General features: G+C 66.3%; 15 protein-coding genes. 11 read left to right on the top strand and 4 right to left on the bottom strand.

Annotation, left to right across the window (positions count from 1 at the left end; genetic code table 11):
* Window positions 1–73 precede the first annotated feature (73 nt).
* Together H7J73_RS18055 and H7J73_RS18050 are read left to right on the top strand one after the other, a co-directional pair.
* Window positions 74–691 carry a class I SAM-dependent methyltransferase gene (locus H7J73_RS18055; RefSeq protein ID WP_264068919.1) on the top strand — a complete coding sequence of 206 codons (618 nt, stop codon included), beginning with the start codon at window positions 74–76 and terminating at the stop codon, window positions 689–691.
* A 64-nt stretch (window positions 692–755) separates the two neighbouring features.
* Entirely contained in the window at window positions 756–1,607 is an 852-nt protein-coding gene (locus H7J73_RS18050; protein ID WP_264068918.1) for a PHP domain-containing protein, read from the top strand.
* A gap of 108 nt (window positions 1,608–1,715) precedes the next feature.
* On the opposite strand, the gene H7J73_RS18045 is transcribed toward H7J73_RS18050, so the two are convergent.
* Entirely contained in the window at window positions 1,716–2,630 is a 915-nt protein-coding gene (locus tag H7J73_RS18045) for an SDR family oxidoreductase (RefSeq protein ID WP_264068917.1), read from the bottom strand.
* A gap of 84 nt (window positions 2,631–2,714) precedes the next feature.
* Here H7J73_RS18045 and H7J73_RS18040 point away from each other — a divergent pair, with 84 nt between their 5' ends.
* Together H7J73_RS18040 and H7J73_RS18035 are read left to right on the top strand one after the other, a co-directional pair.
* A complete protein-coding gene (locus tag H7J73_RS18040; RefSeq protein ID WP_264068916.1) occupies window positions 2,715–3,278 on the top strand; it encodes a TetR family transcriptional regulator in 564 nt (187 codons plus the stop codon).
* Between the two features lie 111 nt (window positions 3,279–3,389).
* Window positions 3,390–4,187 carry a CDP-diacylglycerol diphosphatase gene (locus tag H7J73_RS18035; RefSeq protein WP_264068915.1) on the top strand — a complete coding sequence of 266 codons (798 nt, stop codon included), beginning with the start codon at window positions 3,390–3,392 and terminating at the stop codon, window positions 4,185–4,187.
* 105 nt (window positions 4,188–4,292) lie between these two features.
* On the opposite strand, the gene H7J73_RS18030 is transcribed toward H7J73_RS18035, so the two are convergent.
* Window positions 4,293–4,985 carry a hypothetical protein gene (locus tag H7J73_RS18030; RefSeq protein WP_264068914.1) on the bottom strand — a complete coding sequence of 231 codons (693 nt, stop codon included), beginning with the start codon at window positions 4,983–4,985 and terminating at the stop codon, window positions 4,293–4,295.
* Window positions 4,986–5,112: 127 nt separating this feature from the next.
* Here H7J73_RS18030 and H7J73_RS18025 point away from each other — a divergent pair, with 127 nt between their 5' ends.
* Genes H7J73_RS18025 through H7J73_RS18010 form a run of 4 tightly spaced genes read left to right on the top strand, consistent with a single transcriptional unit; the run spans window position 5,113 to window position 8,884 of the window.
* Window positions 5,113–5,928, top strand: a complete 816-nt coding sequence (locus tag H7J73_RS18025) for a siderophore-interacting protein (RefSeq protein WP_264068913.1) — start codon at window positions 5,113–5,115, stop codon at window positions 5,926–5,928.
* Between the two features lie 9 nt (window positions 5,929–5,937).
* Window positions 5,938–6,987 carry an iron chelate uptake ABC transporter family permease subunit gene (locus tag H7J73_RS18020; RefSeq protein WP_435405534.1) on the top strand — a complete coding sequence of 350 codons (1,050 nt, stop codon included), beginning with the start codon at window positions 5,938–5,940 and terminating at the stop codon, window positions 6,985–6,987.
* Window positions 6,988–6,989: 2 nt separating this feature from the next.
* Window positions 6,990–8,039, top strand: a complete 1,050-nt coding sequence (locus H7J73_RS18015; RefSeq protein ID WP_264069275.1) for a FecCD family ABC transporter permease — start codon at window positions 6,990–6,992, stop codon at window positions 8,037–8,039.
* Window positions 8,039–8,884: an ABC transporter ATP-binding protein gene (locus H7J73_RS18010; RefSeq protein WP_264068912.1), complete on the top strand. Its 846-nt coding sequence runs from the start codon at window positions 8,039–8,041 to the stop codon at window positions 8,882–8,884. The genes H7J73_RS18015 and H7J73_RS18010 overlap by 1 nt, the downstream gene beginning before the upstream one ends.
* A 59-nt stretch (window positions 8,885–8,943) precedes the next feature.
* Here the strand turns inward: H7J73_RS18010 and H7J73_RS18005 are convergent, their stop codons facing one another.
* Window positions 8,944–9,966: an iron-siderophore ABC transporter substrate-binding protein gene (locus tag H7J73_RS18005; protein WP_264068911.1), complete on the bottom strand. Its 1,023-nt coding sequence runs from the start codon at window positions 9,964–9,966 to the stop codon at window positions 8,944–8,946.
* A gap of 78 nt (window positions 9,967–10,044) precedes the next feature.
* On the opposite strand from H7J73_RS18005, the gene panD reads away from it, so the two are divergent.
* Together panD and H7J73_RS17995 are read left to right on the top strand one after the other, a co-directional pair.
* Complete coding sequence (gene panD, locus H7J73_RS18000) at window positions 10,045–10,452, top strand: aspartate 1-decarboxylase (protein ID WP_264068910.1); 408 nt, start codon at window positions 10,045–10,047, stop codon at window positions 10,450–10,452.
* Window positions 10,452–11,756 (top strand): lysine N(6)-hydroxylase/L-ornithine N(5)-oxygenase family protein, encoded by a 1,305-nt coding sequence (locus H7J73_RS17995; RefSeq protein WP_264069273.1) that lies wholly within the window; start codon window positions 10,452–10,454, stop codon window positions 11,754–11,756. The genes panD and H7J73_RS17995 overlap by 1 nt, the downstream gene beginning before the upstream one ends.
* Here the strand turns inward: H7J73_RS17995 and H7J73_RS17990 are convergent.
* Window positions 11,747–12,691 carry a methionyl-tRNA formyltransferase gene (locus tag H7J73_RS17990; RefSeq protein WP_264068909.1) on the bottom strand — a complete coding sequence of 315 codons (945 nt, stop codon included), beginning with the start codon at window positions 12,689–12,691 and terminating at the stop codon, window positions 11,747–11,749. The genes H7J73_RS17995 and H7J73_RS17990 overlap by 10 nt on opposite strands.
* Before the next feature lie 141 nt (window positions 12,692–12,832).
* Here H7J73_RS17990 and H7J73_RS17985 point away from each other — a divergent pair, with 141 nt between their 5' ends.
* Entirely contained in the window at window positions 12,833–13,087 is a 255-nt protein-coding gene (locus tag H7J73_RS17985) for an MbtH family protein (RefSeq protein ID WP_264068908.1), read from the top strand.
* The last annotated feature ends 8 nt before the right edge of the window (window positions 13,088–13,095 follow it).

Raw genomic sequence — 13,095 nt, 5'->3', positions numbered from 1 at the left:
CATCGTTTCAGTCTGCCCGAGCGTTCGTCAGCGGACCGGATTGCGCGACCGAACGACGGGGTACGTGCACTGCGTGACGGACACCGCACCGGCCGGCGGCCATGCCCCAGTTCTGCGTTGGCAGGACATCCCCGGCTGGTTCCAGTGGCGCGACGCGCAGGACGAGGCGGTGGCGCACTTCCCAGACGGCAGCGTCTTCGTCGAAGTCGGCAACTATCTGGGCAAGAGCCTGTGCTCGCTGGCCGAGGCCGTCACCGCCAACGGCCGGCGAATCACGATCGTGGGAGTCGACACCTGCCGCGGCAGTGGTCCGGAGGGGCGCCGTGCGATCAACGCCCACGGTGCGGCGGTCGCCGACGGCGGGGGCACCTTCGCGGGGCAGTTGCACCGCAACATCATCGATTGTGGGTTCGCCGACCGGGTCCACCTGGTGATCGGAGCATCGGTGCCCGCCTCGGCGCTGTTCGCCGACGGTTCCCTGGCCTGGGTGCACATCGACGCCAGGCACGACTACGACAGCGTCGCCGCAGATATCGCCGCCTGGGGTCCCAAAGTTGTCTGCGGTGGCTGGCTCTCCGGCGACGACTACGACGCCGTGCAGTGGCCTGGGGTCTTCACCGCGGTGCGCGACTCCCTGCCGACAGCCGAACCGTGGTCGTTGTGTCAGTGGCGCTGGGTGAAACCTGGCTGAATAGGCCGGATCAGATGGCGCCGGCCCCGACTGGCGCGGCGTCAGCCGTGCGACGATTGTCGCGATGCTTCCCGCCGATAATCACGTGCACTCCGAATTCTCCTGGGACACCGGCGTCAACGCGTCGATGGAAGAGACCTGCCGCCGCGCGGTCGAGGTCGGCCTGCCGTCGATCGCGTTCACCGAGCATGTCGATTTCACCGAGTGGGGCGACCACGACCACCCGCCCCCCGCGGGCGATGTCGCGCAATCCGCGGATGTCCCGGCGGAGATCGCCGAGCGTGAACGGGTGCACGCGATCGACATCGAGGGATACCTGGCCAGTATCGAACGATGCCGGGGCATGTTCCCGGACCTGCGCATCCTCTCCGGTATCGAAGCCGGCGAGCCGCATCACTTCGAGGGAAGTGTGACGGCCGTGCTCGCGCAGGGCCGCTTCGAGCGGGTGCTCGGCTCATTGCATTCGGTCGTGCACAACGGCCGGCTGATCTACGCGGACCGGCTGTTTCGCCAGCTACCGGCACACGTCGTCGTTCGCGACTACTTCGAAGAGCTCCTCCGACTGGTCGAGGGTTCCGGGGTGTTCCAGGTGCTGGCGCACTGCGACTACCCGCGTCGATACTGGCCCGCCGCCCGCGAGGGGGAGTACCGCGAGGCAGATTTCGAGGAGGAGTACCGGGCGGCCTTCCGCGCGCTCGCGAGTTCCGATCGGGCGCTTGAGCTCAACACCACCAGCCCGCTCGCCTCGACCACGCTGATGCGCTGGTGGTACGAGGAGGGCGGCGGTGCGGTGTCATTCGGCAGCGACGCCCATGTTCCGCTTCGGGTGGGTCGGCTGTTCGACGTGGCCGTCGACATCGTCGAGGCGGCCGGATTCCGGCCCGGCCGCGACGAGTACGACTTCTGGCGGCGTTGAGCCGACGATGTCCGCTCTCGTCCGCCCTGGGCAATTGGCCGGGACCAGAAGCGAACTGGAGCAGCTGCGACGAGAAGGGCACGTCGCTATGAGGAGCCTGCTGGTCGATCAGAAGTAGTGGCCCTTGTCGAGATCCTCGATCAGCCCCGGCTGGGTGGGGCGCCAGCCCATGAGCTCCTGGGTGATGGCGCTGGACGCGGGGGTGTCGACACCGAGAAAGCCGCCGAGCCAACCGAAATGCTCGCCGGCAGCCTCCGGCGAGAGAGCGGTCACCGGGATGTCGAGGTGTCGCCCGATCACCTCGGCGACCTCCCGCAGCGGCACGCCCTCATCGGCCACCGCGTGTAACACCGTTGCGGCCGGCGCGTTTTCGAGTGCGAGACGGAACAAGCGGGCGGCGTCGATCCGGTGTACGGCCGGCCAGCGGTTGGTGCCGTCGCCGATGTAGCCCGCGACCCCCTTATCACGGTCGGCGTCGATGGCGCGGGGGATGAAGCCGTTGTCACCTTCGCCGTGGACGGTCGGGGGAAGCCGAAGTACCGAGGAGCGCACGCCCCGCTGGGCCAGCGCCAGCACCAGCGCCGCATTTGCTTGCCGACCTGCTGGGCCGCCGACTGTCGTATTCGGGTCGACATCGCGACCGTCCTCCTCGGTGGCCACCGTGCCGAGTGCCACCCCGACGATTCCGGATGCGAGGACCAAGGGTTTGTCGGACCCGGCGAGCGCGTCACCGAACACCTCGATGACGCGACGATCGGCCTCGACCGCACTGTCGAAATCGCCGGAGAAGGCGACGTCGTGCTTGAACGCCAGGTGGATGACGCCATCGGAATCCGCTGCGGCAGAGCGCAGGACATCGAGATCGTCCAGGTCGCCGCGCAGGGCCTCGGCTCCCGCGGCCGTCAGCCCCTGCGCGGAGGCCTCCGACCTGGCGAGGCCGACCACCTGATGACCAGCGCCGATGAGGTCGGGAACGACGGCGGAGCCGATCCAGCCGGACGCACCGGTGACGAGAACACGCATGAGAACCTCCGCAAAGTGATGTCAGCTACTGTCATGGTCACCGTAGTCCTGATGTCAGCTCCTGTCATCAATTACTATCCTCGGATGAGTCGATGGGAGCCGGATGCGATCGGCCGCCTGCAGAAGGCGGCGTTGGAGCTCTTCGGCGAGCGGGGATTCGAACCGACCACGGTGGCCGATATCGCCGCGCGCGCCGGACTGACCGAGCGGACGTACTTCCGGTACTTCAGCGACAAGCGTGAGGTGCTGTTCGCTGGTTCAGCTGGTCTGCAGGCGCTCCTCGCCGACGCCGTTGCCGGAGCGCCCGAATCGGTGGCCCCCATCGACGCCGTCGCGACGGCCCTCGACGCCGTCGTCGGTGTTTTCGAGGGCCGCATCGAACACGCGCGCCAGCGGCAGGCGGTGATCAGTGCGAATCCGAGCCTGCAGGAGCGCGAGCTGATCAAGATGGCCGCCTTGTCCGAGGCGGTCGCCGAGGCTTTGCGTGGCCGCGGAGTCGGTGACCCCGCGGCGACACTGACGGCAGAGGCGGGGATCTCCGTGTTCAAAGTCGCATTCACGCTCTGGATCGATCCTGGCAATCAGCGAAGTTTCCCCGTGGTGGTCCGGGATACCCTGGCGAAGCTGAAAGCGGTAACCGCAGAATAGGACTCGCGGGTCACCCCAACGCCGGCCGGTGACGGTAGGGGAATCGGCCATGAGTCGCCGCCTCGGTCGACAGTGCCGCCTGCGCCTCGCCGCGTGCGTACGCTGACTCGCGTGTCTCGGATCGCGGCTCGGTGTACCGCACTTCTTGCGGCTGTTCTGGTTGTTTCGGTTCCCACCATCGCCACCGCAGGCGCGGATCCCAATGCGCTGTGGGCCATCGTCCACGACAAGTGTCTGCCCGACGAACAGCTGCACGACGATCCGGCACCGTGCGCACTAGTCGATCTCAGCGGCGGCAAGGACGCCGGCCAGCAGACCGGCTACGCGGTGTTAAAGGACCTCGTCGGGAACAACCAGTTCCTTCTCATCCCGACTGCACGCATCGCGGGGATCGAGAGCCCCGAGGTTCTGGCGCCGGGCGCCGCAAACTACTTCGACGCCGCCTGGCGGGCCAGGACCTTCGTCGACCAGCGGGCAGGCTGGTCGCTCCCGCGGGACTGGGTGAGCCTGGCGATCAACTCGGCGGACGCTCGTTCGCAGAACCAGCTGCACATCCACATCGACTGTGTGAGTGCACCGGTGCGGTCGGCATTGAACGAGCACGCGGGCGATATCGGTCGCCGCTGGGCGCCGTTCCCGGTGCCGTTGGCAGGGCACCCGTATCAGGCCATCGCTGTCGAAGGTGACAACCTCGACGCCGTCAACCCGTTCGTCGCCTTGGCGGATGGTGTTCCTGGCGCCCGTGGCGATATGGGGAGCCGGACGCTGGTGGTGGTCGGAACCGAGGCTCCCGACGGCACGCCCGGATTCGTGATTCTCGCGGGGCAGGTCGACCGTGCGACCGGTGATCTGGCAGAGGGCGAAGAGCTGCAGGACCACGGGTACTGCCCACCGCCACCGGCTACCTAACCGCAATTCGCTGACTAAGCGGGCACCTCGGTTAAACACTTCCCAACGCCGCAACGATCGCGCGGTCCAGGTGGTTGTGCAGAAATGGGGCGACCTGGTGATCGGCTAAGCCTCGTCGAGCCGCTCGATCTGAGCGGTGTAGATGCCGGGGAGGCTGGCGGCCAGCCGAGGATCGAATGGGCCGCCGACCGGCCCCGGGGTGTACTGCGCGCTGACCAGGACACCGCGGTAGTAACCGGCGATCAGTGCGATATCCCAGCTGGTGGTCTTTCCGCCGGTGACCGACCGGCAATGCATCACCGTGGCGATCGTGCCTGCCGGCAGGTTGGGAACATCCAGCGGCGCCAACTCGACGCTCGACTGGGTCGGACCGCCGTCGAAGGTGAACGAACTGCACTCGTGCGCGAGGGCGCCCAGATCCTGCGCGGTGTCGGTGATCGCCAGTTCGATGCCGATTGCGGTGCCCCTGGCCGAGCGCATCGCCAGTCCTTCCTGGGAGGCCTCGGCCTGCGACAGGAAGAGTCCGCAATCCGGTGGCGACACCGGGGGCGCAACCCCGCGGGGCACCGCCACCATCCGACCCCAGGTGGTGCCCGCGACGGGCGGGACAACGTTCTCTTCGATGAGCATGGACTCGGTGAGAGCGGACAGGTCGGATGCTTGCTCGCTATATGAAGTGTCGTCGTCGTCGGTGTCGACGCGGTCGAGTCCCTGCACGCCGAGCACGATCAGGCCGCCCGACAGCGTCACCGCCAGGCAACCTGCGGCGATCAGTGCGAGTCGGCTGCGCTTCGTCATCTGAGCATCGACTTCCAATTCTCGCCGCCGCGCGCGCGATTGGCCATGACTTATTGGTGACGACACCGTCGGGGACGGCGCTCGGGCGCTTCCCGCCGGCGAGATGAATTAGGTTAGCCTGCACTGCATGGGGATTGTGGGTGGCGTCGTCGCCGGAGTCGCCGATATCGGACCGCGGATGCGGCGCGTCGTCTTCGACGTGCCCCACCTGGCCGAACTGCCGCTGCCGGGGGCCGGTGATGAAGCGCTCGGCATTTATTTCGATCCCGCCGACGAAGAGACGGGCCGCAACTACACCGTCCGCCGTCGTGGGCCGGACACCAACCAGATCACCTGCGATTTCGTCCTGCACCAACGTGGGGTGGCCAGCGACTGGGCGCGGACGGCACGCATCGGCGACCAGGTGACGTTCGACCACGCCCGCAGCTGGTATCGGCCGGAGCCGGCCAGCAGCTGGCAGTTGCTGATCGCCGATCTGGCCGGGCTGCCCGCCCTGGCCAGGATCATCGACGAACTTCCGCACGGTACGCACGCGACGGTGATCGTCGAAGTCGCCGATGCGGCCGACCTGGCCTATCTCCCGGCGCGGCCGAATCTGCCCGTGGTCAGCTCGGTCGGCACGGGTAACGGCTACGCACCCAGCCGGTTGGCCGAGTTGGTCCGTGCTCACATCCATCCCGACGGGCGCGGCTACTGCTGGTTCGCCGGGGAAGCGGTCGCCACCCGCGAGGTCCGCAAGTACCTGCGCAGCACCCACGCCTGGGTGCCGGACCAGTACGACATCGTCGGCTACTGGCGCTTCGACTCCGAAACCTGGGAGCGCCGGTACGAAGCCGTCAGTGACGAGATGCTGGCGGTGTACGAACAGGCCCTCGCCGACGGCAAAGGGGACAAACTGGCGGCCGAGGAGTACGACATCGCCCTCGAAAACGCCGGGCTCTGACTCTTGGACATCGCAACAGCTGTCGGTGGCGACACCGAACGCACGGCCCGCTCCGAGAGCGGCCCCGCCTCCCGCCGCGTGGTCGGCCTGGCGGTCATCGTCGCCGCCCTGGCGGTGGTGTGTGTGCTGAGTCTGGCCGTCGGCACGCAGAACATCGGCCTTGGCACGGTGTGGCGCGCCGTCAGCGATTACACCGATGTCGGCGACCAGTGGATCGTGCACGATCTCCGGATCCCGCGCACCATTCTCGGGATCGTGGTGGGAATCGCGTTGGGGCTCAGTGGTGCGCTCATCCAGGGCTTGACCCGAAACCCCCTGGCCGACAGCCAGATTCTCGGAATCAACTCCGGCGCCGGCCTGTTCGTCGTCGCGGCGATCGCTTTCCTGGGGCTGCGCTCGCTGTGGTCCTACATCTGGTTCGCCTTCCTCGGGGCCTTGGTCGCGATGCTGCTGGTCTACCTGGTCGGGATGACGGGCCGGGCGGTGGTGACGCCGGTGCGGATGCTGCTGGCGGGCGTGGCGATCGGTGCGGTGATGGAAGGCATCTCGTTCTCGATCCGCCTGCGTAACCCCAGGGCATTCGACTCGATGCGGTACTGGGACGCCGGCGCGCTCGACGGCCGGCCACTGGCCGTCGCCGCGGTGGTCGCACCGTTCGTCGTGCTCGGGGTGGCTGGCTGCCTCTACGTCAGTCGCGGTCTGAACGCCATCGCCCTCGGCGACGATCTCGCGGTTGCCATGGGCGGAAACATCATTCGCACTCGTGTTGTCGGGCTCATCGCCGTCACGCTGCTCGCCGGAGCCGCCACCGCTGCCGCCGGACCGATCGGCTTCGTGGGACTAATGGTGCCGCACGCGGTGCGCTGGTTCACCGGGCCCGACTGGCGCTGGATCTGCGCGTACTGCGTCTTCGCGGCGCCGGCCCTATTGCTCGCCGCAGACGTGCTGGGCCGGGTCGTCGTCAGACCGGGCGAACTGCCGGCGGGTATCGTCACCGCCTTCATCGGCGCACCGGTGTTGATCTGGCTGGTGCGCAGGCGAAACGCGGCCGCATTGTGAGCCTGCCTTCGATCGACTTCGGCCACCGCCAGCTCGTTGTGCGCCGTGAACCCGCCGTCGCGCTGCGGGCCTCGTGGCGCAGCATCATCGTGGTGACGATCTTGGTGGTGGCCGCATTGGCGCTGGCGGTGCTCGCGTTGGGTGTGGGTCAGTACCCGGTATCGCCCGCCCAGGTGATCGCGATCCTCGCGGGGCGAGACGACAGCTTTGCCAGCGTGTTGGTCTTGCAGTGGCGGATGCCGCGCATCCTGTTGGCGCTGCTCATCGGTGGTGCGCTGGGAGCCTCGGGTGCGATCTTCCAGGCGCTGACCCGCAATCCGCTCGGCAGCCCGGACGTGATCGGTTTCGACTTCGGCGCCTACACCGGCGCACTGATCGCCATAGCCGTCCTGGGCGGCGGCTACTACACGACCGCGGTCAGCGCGGTGATCGGTGGGCTGGCTACCGCGATCGTCGTCTACCTGTTGTCCTACAAGAACGGTCTGGCGGGCTTCCGGTTGATCATCGTCGGCATCGCGGTCGCCGCGGTGCTGAGCTCGGTAAGCCAGTGGATCATCTTGAAAATCAAGTTGCACCAGGCGATTACCGCCGCGATCTGGCAGCAGGGGTCGCTCAACGGGCTGGAGTGGGCCCAGGTGTATCCGATGGTGGGCGGCCTGCTCATCGCCTGCGCACTGCTGGCCTTCGTCGGCCCGCAATTGCCCATCCTGGAGCTGGGGGACGACGCGGCCGGCGCGCTCGGGATCCATCCGGAGCGAGCGCGGTTGGCGTACTTCGCAATCGGGGTACTGCTGATCGCCGTGGCCGCGGCGACGGCCGGCCCGATCTCCTTCGTCGCGCTGGCCGCACCGCAGCTGGCACGGCGTCTGACCGGCGCGCCGGGGGTCGGGCTGATCTCGGCGGCTGCCATGGGTGCGTTTCTGTTGTTGTCCAGCGACCTGATCGCGTTGACGATCTTCGCGCCGACCGAACTGCCCGTCGGGGCGATCACCGTGACATTGGGAGGGCTCTATCTCGTGTATCTGCTCATCGTGCAGGCGCGGCGGGTCTGATGGCGCTCTCCGGAGAGAAGACGGACGAGGTTCGGCTCGGCGCCCGCGACCTGTCGCTGAGCTATGGCGGCACCCCTATCGTGGGCAGCCTCACCGTGGACATCGCCGCGGGCGCGGTCACCGCGATCGTCGGGCCGAATGCCTGTGGTAAATCGACACTTCTGCGTGGCCTCGCCCGTCTGCTGAGTCCGTCGGGCGGTCAGGTCATTCTGGACGGCACGGATATCGCCAGCCTCAAGACCAAAGATGTGGCGCGACGGCTCGGGCTGCTACCGCAGTCGTCGATCGCGCCCGACGGCATCACCGTCGCCGACCTGGTGACCCGCGGCCGGTTCCCGCACCAGAAGCTGCTGCGGCAGTTCTCGCGCGCCGACCAACAGGCCGTGGCCGAGGCGATGGAATCGACGGGGGTGAGCGCCATCGCCGGCCGCCCGGTTGACGAGCTCTCCGGCGGACAGCGTCAACGCGTGTGGGTCGCCATGGTGCTGGCGCAGCAGACACCGTTGATCCTGCTCGACGAACCGACCACCTTCCTGGACATCGCGCATCAGATCGAACTGTTGGATCTGTTCGCGGAGCTCAACATCCAGCAGGGACGCACCATCGTCGCGGTCCTCCACGACCTCAACCACGCGTGTCGGTTTGCCGACGAGATCATCGCGATGAAGGCCGGCTCGATTGTCGCCAAGGGTGATCCGGCAGCGATCGTCACCGCCGAGCTGGTGGAAGAGGTTTACGGTCTGCGTTGCCAGATCATCGACGATCCCGAGACCGGGACCCCGCTGGTGATCCCGCGGGCGTCCAGCCAGTTACTGGCCCGCAAACAGCAAGCCAAGGTCGAATGAAATAAATTGCCCGGCACCACCATTGGTGATGCCGGGCAATGGAACGGGTGAGTTCGCGGTCAGGAATCGGAGAGGTCGGCGACGGGCTTGCCCTGCAGGGCGTTGCCGATCTGCGGGACCAGCAGATCGAGCGCGTAGAGCTTGGCCTCCGGTCCACCGAAGGCGAGGGCACCACTGAGCGTGGAGTCCGAGCCCGCGTACAGCGTGCGGCCCTCCCGAACGACGTTGAGCCGCTGGAACGCCGGCACCTCGGACATCTGCTGCTTGGTCAGCCCGTTGACGAACAGTACGTTGCCGTCGAGCAAGGACAGCTTCTCCTCGGACACGTCACCCACGGTGTCCTTGGTGTCCAACCCGAGCCCGTCGAAGATCGCGTTACGCGGGTCGCCCTTACCGATCAGGTAGTGGGCATTAGCCTCGGACGTGAAATCCGAGATGAGGGTCTTACCCGCGAACTCGGGGTGGGCGGCCTTGGCCTCGTCGAACTTGGCGTTGACCTGGTCCACCAGTTTCTGTGCCTGCGCCTCTTTGCCGAGCGCTTTGCCGGTGGTGAGAAGCTGGACGTCCCAAGGAGTTTCCTCGTCGGGATAGTCGGCCGACTGGACAACCGTCGGGGCGATCTGAGAGAGCCGGTCATAGGTCTTCTGGTCGATCGTCTCGTTGATGGCGAAGATCAGATCCGGCTTGGCCGCGGCGATGCCCTCGAAGTTGATGGTATCGCCGTCGATAGCCGGCACGCCCTTGCCGTCGGTCTCCTGCTTGACCCAGGGGAAGTCGTTGTAGTTCTCGAAGTAGCCGCCGCGGGTACCGACCGGCACCACCCCGAAGGGCAACACGTAATCCTGGTCGATCCACCCGGCAGTGACGATCCGCTGGGGGTTCGCCGGGATCGTGGTTTCACCGAACTTGTGTTTGATGATCACGTCCTCGCCCTGCGCGGCGGCGGTACTGCTGCCGGAAGAGCTGGCGGAGTCGGTTTTTGCGGAGCTGCCGCAACCGGCGAGGACCACCACGCCGATCGCGCAAACTGCCAGGTAGGTACTGCTTCGTTGCAGGGAGACACCTAATTTAGTCGGCCACATAAGGTTAGGATAACCTACGAATATTCTGTGGGGATCTGTCGGGGGGCCGATGATGTCGACACTACTGGAGGACTTTTCATGCTCCGAACAATGCTGGGCGGCAAGGTGCATCGCGCCACGGTCACTCAGGCCGACCTGCACTACGTCGGATCGATCACGATCGACCAAGACCTGATGCGGGCGGCCGACATCCTGGAAGGTGAACAGGTCGACGTCGTCGACATCACCAACGGGGCGCGTCTGACCACATATGCGATCACCGGCGTACCGGGCTCCGGGGTGATCGGAATCAACGGTGCAGCAGCACATTTGGTGCTGCCAGGCGACCTCGTCATCATCATGTCGTTCCGCAGTCTCGATGACCGCGAGATCGACGGCTATGTGCCCAGGGTGGTCCACGTCGACGAGCGCAACCGCATCGTCGCGCTCGGATCGGACCCCGCTCAGCCGGTGCCGGGTGCGCTCGACCAGTGGGCGAGCCGGTGATGGCCTCGACGACGAACGGCATCCTCGGCGTGGTCGGGGTGGGCTTCGGCCCTTCCAACCTCGGTCTGGCCATCGCGCTCGAAGAGCACAATGAGACCGCCGAAGCGCCCATCTCGGCTGAATTCCTGGAAGCCAAACTGGAATTCGGCTGGCACACCGACATGCTCATCCCCGGCACCACCATGCAGATCTCGTTTCTGAAGGATCTGGCGAGTCAGCGCAACGTACGCAGCCGGTACACGTTCCTGAACTACCTCACCGAGCGCGGCCGGCTCAACGAGTTCATCAACCACCAGACATTCTTTCCCACCAGATTGGAATTCCACGACTATCTGGAGTGGGCCGCCGAGCGGGTGGACGCCACGGTGCGCTACGGCACGCGGGCAGTGGCGGTACGCGACGAGGGCGATTGCCTGGCTGTCGATGTCGAAGGTGCACAGACCACGACATTGCGGGCCCGCGCGGTCGTCCTGGCGGGCGGACTTCATCCGCAGCTTCCGGGTGGGGTGGTCGAGACGCCACGCCAGTTCCACAACCACGGGCTGCTGACGAAGATCTCCGAACTGCCGTCGATTACGCACAACCGGTTCGTGGTGGTGGGCGCCGGCCAGAGTGCCGCCGAAGTCACCGACTACCTGCACACGACGTACACAAACGCCGAGGTGCACGGGGTCTTCGCCAAGTACGGATACAGCCCGGCCGACGACAGTCCCTACGCCAACCGGGTTTTCGACCCCGCGGCGGTCGATGATTTCTACATGGCCGACCCGTCGGTTCGGCAGCGGTTGATCGACTACCACCGCGCCACGAACTACTCCTGCGTCGATCTACCGCTGATCGAGACGCTCTACGCGCGCGAATACGCCGAGCGGGTCGCCGGCCACCGCCGGCTGTATTTCCACGGCGCATCCGGCGTGCAGTCGGTCACCGAGGACGGTGCCGGAGTGCAGGTGGCGATCGAACATCACCCGACCAAGACGGTCGAGACGATGGTCTGCGATGCCGTGGTGTACGCCACCGGCTTCGCCCCGATGCCGCTGCCGGACATCCTGGGTGATCTGTGTGATTCGGCGGTGTACGCCGCCGACGGACCCGCCGTCGAGAGGGACTACCGCCTGCGGACGTCACGGGAGATCCCCGGTGCGATCTACCTACAGGGTGGTACCGAACACACGCACGGGCTCAGTTCTTCGTTGATCTCCAACATCGCGGTGCGCTGCGGTGAGATCGTCGAATCTATTGCCCGCGAAGCGGAATTCGGTGCCGCCAGCGGACAGGTGGTCCGCGGCGGCGCTTACGGCTGATCGTTCAGATAGCCGCCACCGCGGCCGAAGAACTCCAGGGCGGGCAGTTCGGTGCCGTCATCCAGCCGCACCGACTGGATGACCAGCCCGGGTCCGTCGCCGCGGTGGGCATCTGCCCCGGCGACGATCACCATGCCGTCGCCCTCGGCGATGAACACCCGGCCCGGGGTTCCGCCATAGCGGCAGCGCGACACCGTGGCGCGCAGGACACGAATCCGCTGACCCCGGTAGTAGGTGACGGCATTGGGATACGGATCCGACAGTGCCCGCACGAAGCGTTCCAATTCCGTTGCCGACCAACGCCAGTCGATGATGCTGTCCCGAGCCGAGCGCTTGTGGAAGAAGGTGCGGTCGTCCAGGTTCTGCGCGGTCCAGGTGGCCGTACCCTGCTCGATCAGGTCGAGGGACTCCAGCAGTACCTCGGGGATCAGCTCGATCGTCGCGCGCACCAGGCTGGTGCCGGTGTCCTCGGGACCGATCGGAATCGCCCGCTGAAGAACGATATCGCCGGTGTCGAGCTCGTCGTCCATCCGATGGGCGGTGAGGCCGACCTCGGTCGCGCCACTGATCATCGCCCAGATCACCGGCGAGAAGCCGGTGAATTTCGGTAGCAACGAATCATGAAGATTCACAGTGCCGTGCGGGGGTAGGTCGAACAGCTCCCGCGGCAGCCACGTCCGCCAGTTGTTGGCGACGATGATGTCCGGCTCCGCCTGCCGCACGCGCGCGATCAGGTCGTCGTCGGGTCGCTGCGCCAGGTGGACGGGAATGTTGTGGTCACGGGCGAGCTGCTCGACCGAGTCAGCCCAAATCGACTCGTAGGGTTGATCACTCGGCGGATGGGTGACTGCCAGGACGACTTCGTGGTTTGACTTGATCAGTGCTTCCAGGGTTTTGTGTCCCCAGGTCTGGTATCCGAACGTCGCTACCCGCATATCCCACCCTCTCTATGTGCCTTACTTTGGCAAGCCTAACCTTTGATAGGGTGGCGTAGTTCAAGCGGGCGTGCCGGGGGCGCGTCGGGACGCGGTTTTGTAAGTCCACGTCAATTTCAGACTCATTGTTGAGGAGAGCACGTGTCGGGCAACCCTTTTGACGACGAGACAGCCACCTTCTACGTACTGGTCAATGACGAAGAACAGCACTCCCTGTGGCCGACCTTCAAGCAGGTGCCCGGCGGCTGGACCATCGTGTTCGGCGCCGACGGCCAGGCCGGCCGACAGGCGTGCCTGGAGTACGTCGAGGAGAGCTGGACCGATATGCGCCCGAAAAGTCTGCGGCTGAGGATGGCAGCGGCCGCCGGCGCGTCGGAGGCTGACGTCTCATCGTAGTTTCGACT

It is taken from the genome of Mycolicibacterium komossense, from assembly GCF_025822605.1.
GTDB classification, from domain to species: domain Bacteria; phylum Actinomycetota; class Actinomycetes; order Mycobacteriales; family Mycobacteriaceae; genus Mycobacterium; species Mycobacterium komossense.
This window is presented reverse-complemented; position numbering and strand designations above follow the sequence as displayed.

Bases quoted from the DNA above. Each gene is read 5' to 3' on its own strand.
- H7J73_RS18050 (WP_264068918.1), top strand. From the start codon at position 756: ATGCTTCCCGCCGATAATCACGTGCACTCCGAATTCTCCTGGGACACC.
- H7J73_RS17995 (WP_264069273.1), top strand. From the start codon at position 10,452: ATGGCCTCGACGACGAACGGCATCCTCGGCGTGGTCGGGGTGGGCTTC.
- H7J73_RS18010 (WP_264068912.1), top strand. From the start codon at position 8,039: ATGGCGCTCTCCGGAGAGAAGACGGACGAGGTTCGGCTCGGCGCCCGC.
- H7J73_RS18030 (WP_264068914.1), bottom strand. From the start codon at position 4,985: ATGACGAAGCGCAGCCGACTCGCACTGATCGCCGCAGGTTGCCTGGCG.
- H7J73_RS18045 (WP_264068917.1), bottom strand. From the start codon at position 2,630: ATGCGTGTTCTCGTCACCGGTGCGTCCGGCTGGATCGGCTCCGCCGTC.
- H7J73_RS18040 (WP_264068916.1), top strand. From the start codon at position 2,715: ATGAGTCGATGGGAGCCGGATGCGATCGGCCGCCTGCAGAAGGCGGCG.
- H7J73_RS17990 (WP_264068909.1), bottom strand. From the start codon at position 12,691: ATGCGGGTAGCGACGTTCGGATACCAGACCTGGGGACACAAAACCCTG.
- H7J73_RS18025 (WP_264068913.1), top strand. From the start codon at position 5,113: ATGGGGATTGTGGGTGGCGTCGTCGCCGGAGTCGCCGATATCGGACCG.
- panD (WP_264068910.1), top strand. From the start codon at position 10,045: ATGCTCCGAACAATGCTGGGCGGCAAGGTGCATCGCGCCACGGTCACT.
- H7J73_RS18005 (WP_264068911.1), bottom strand. From the start codon at position 9,966: ATGTGGCCGACTAAATTAGGTGTCTCCCTGCAACGAAGCAGTACCTAC.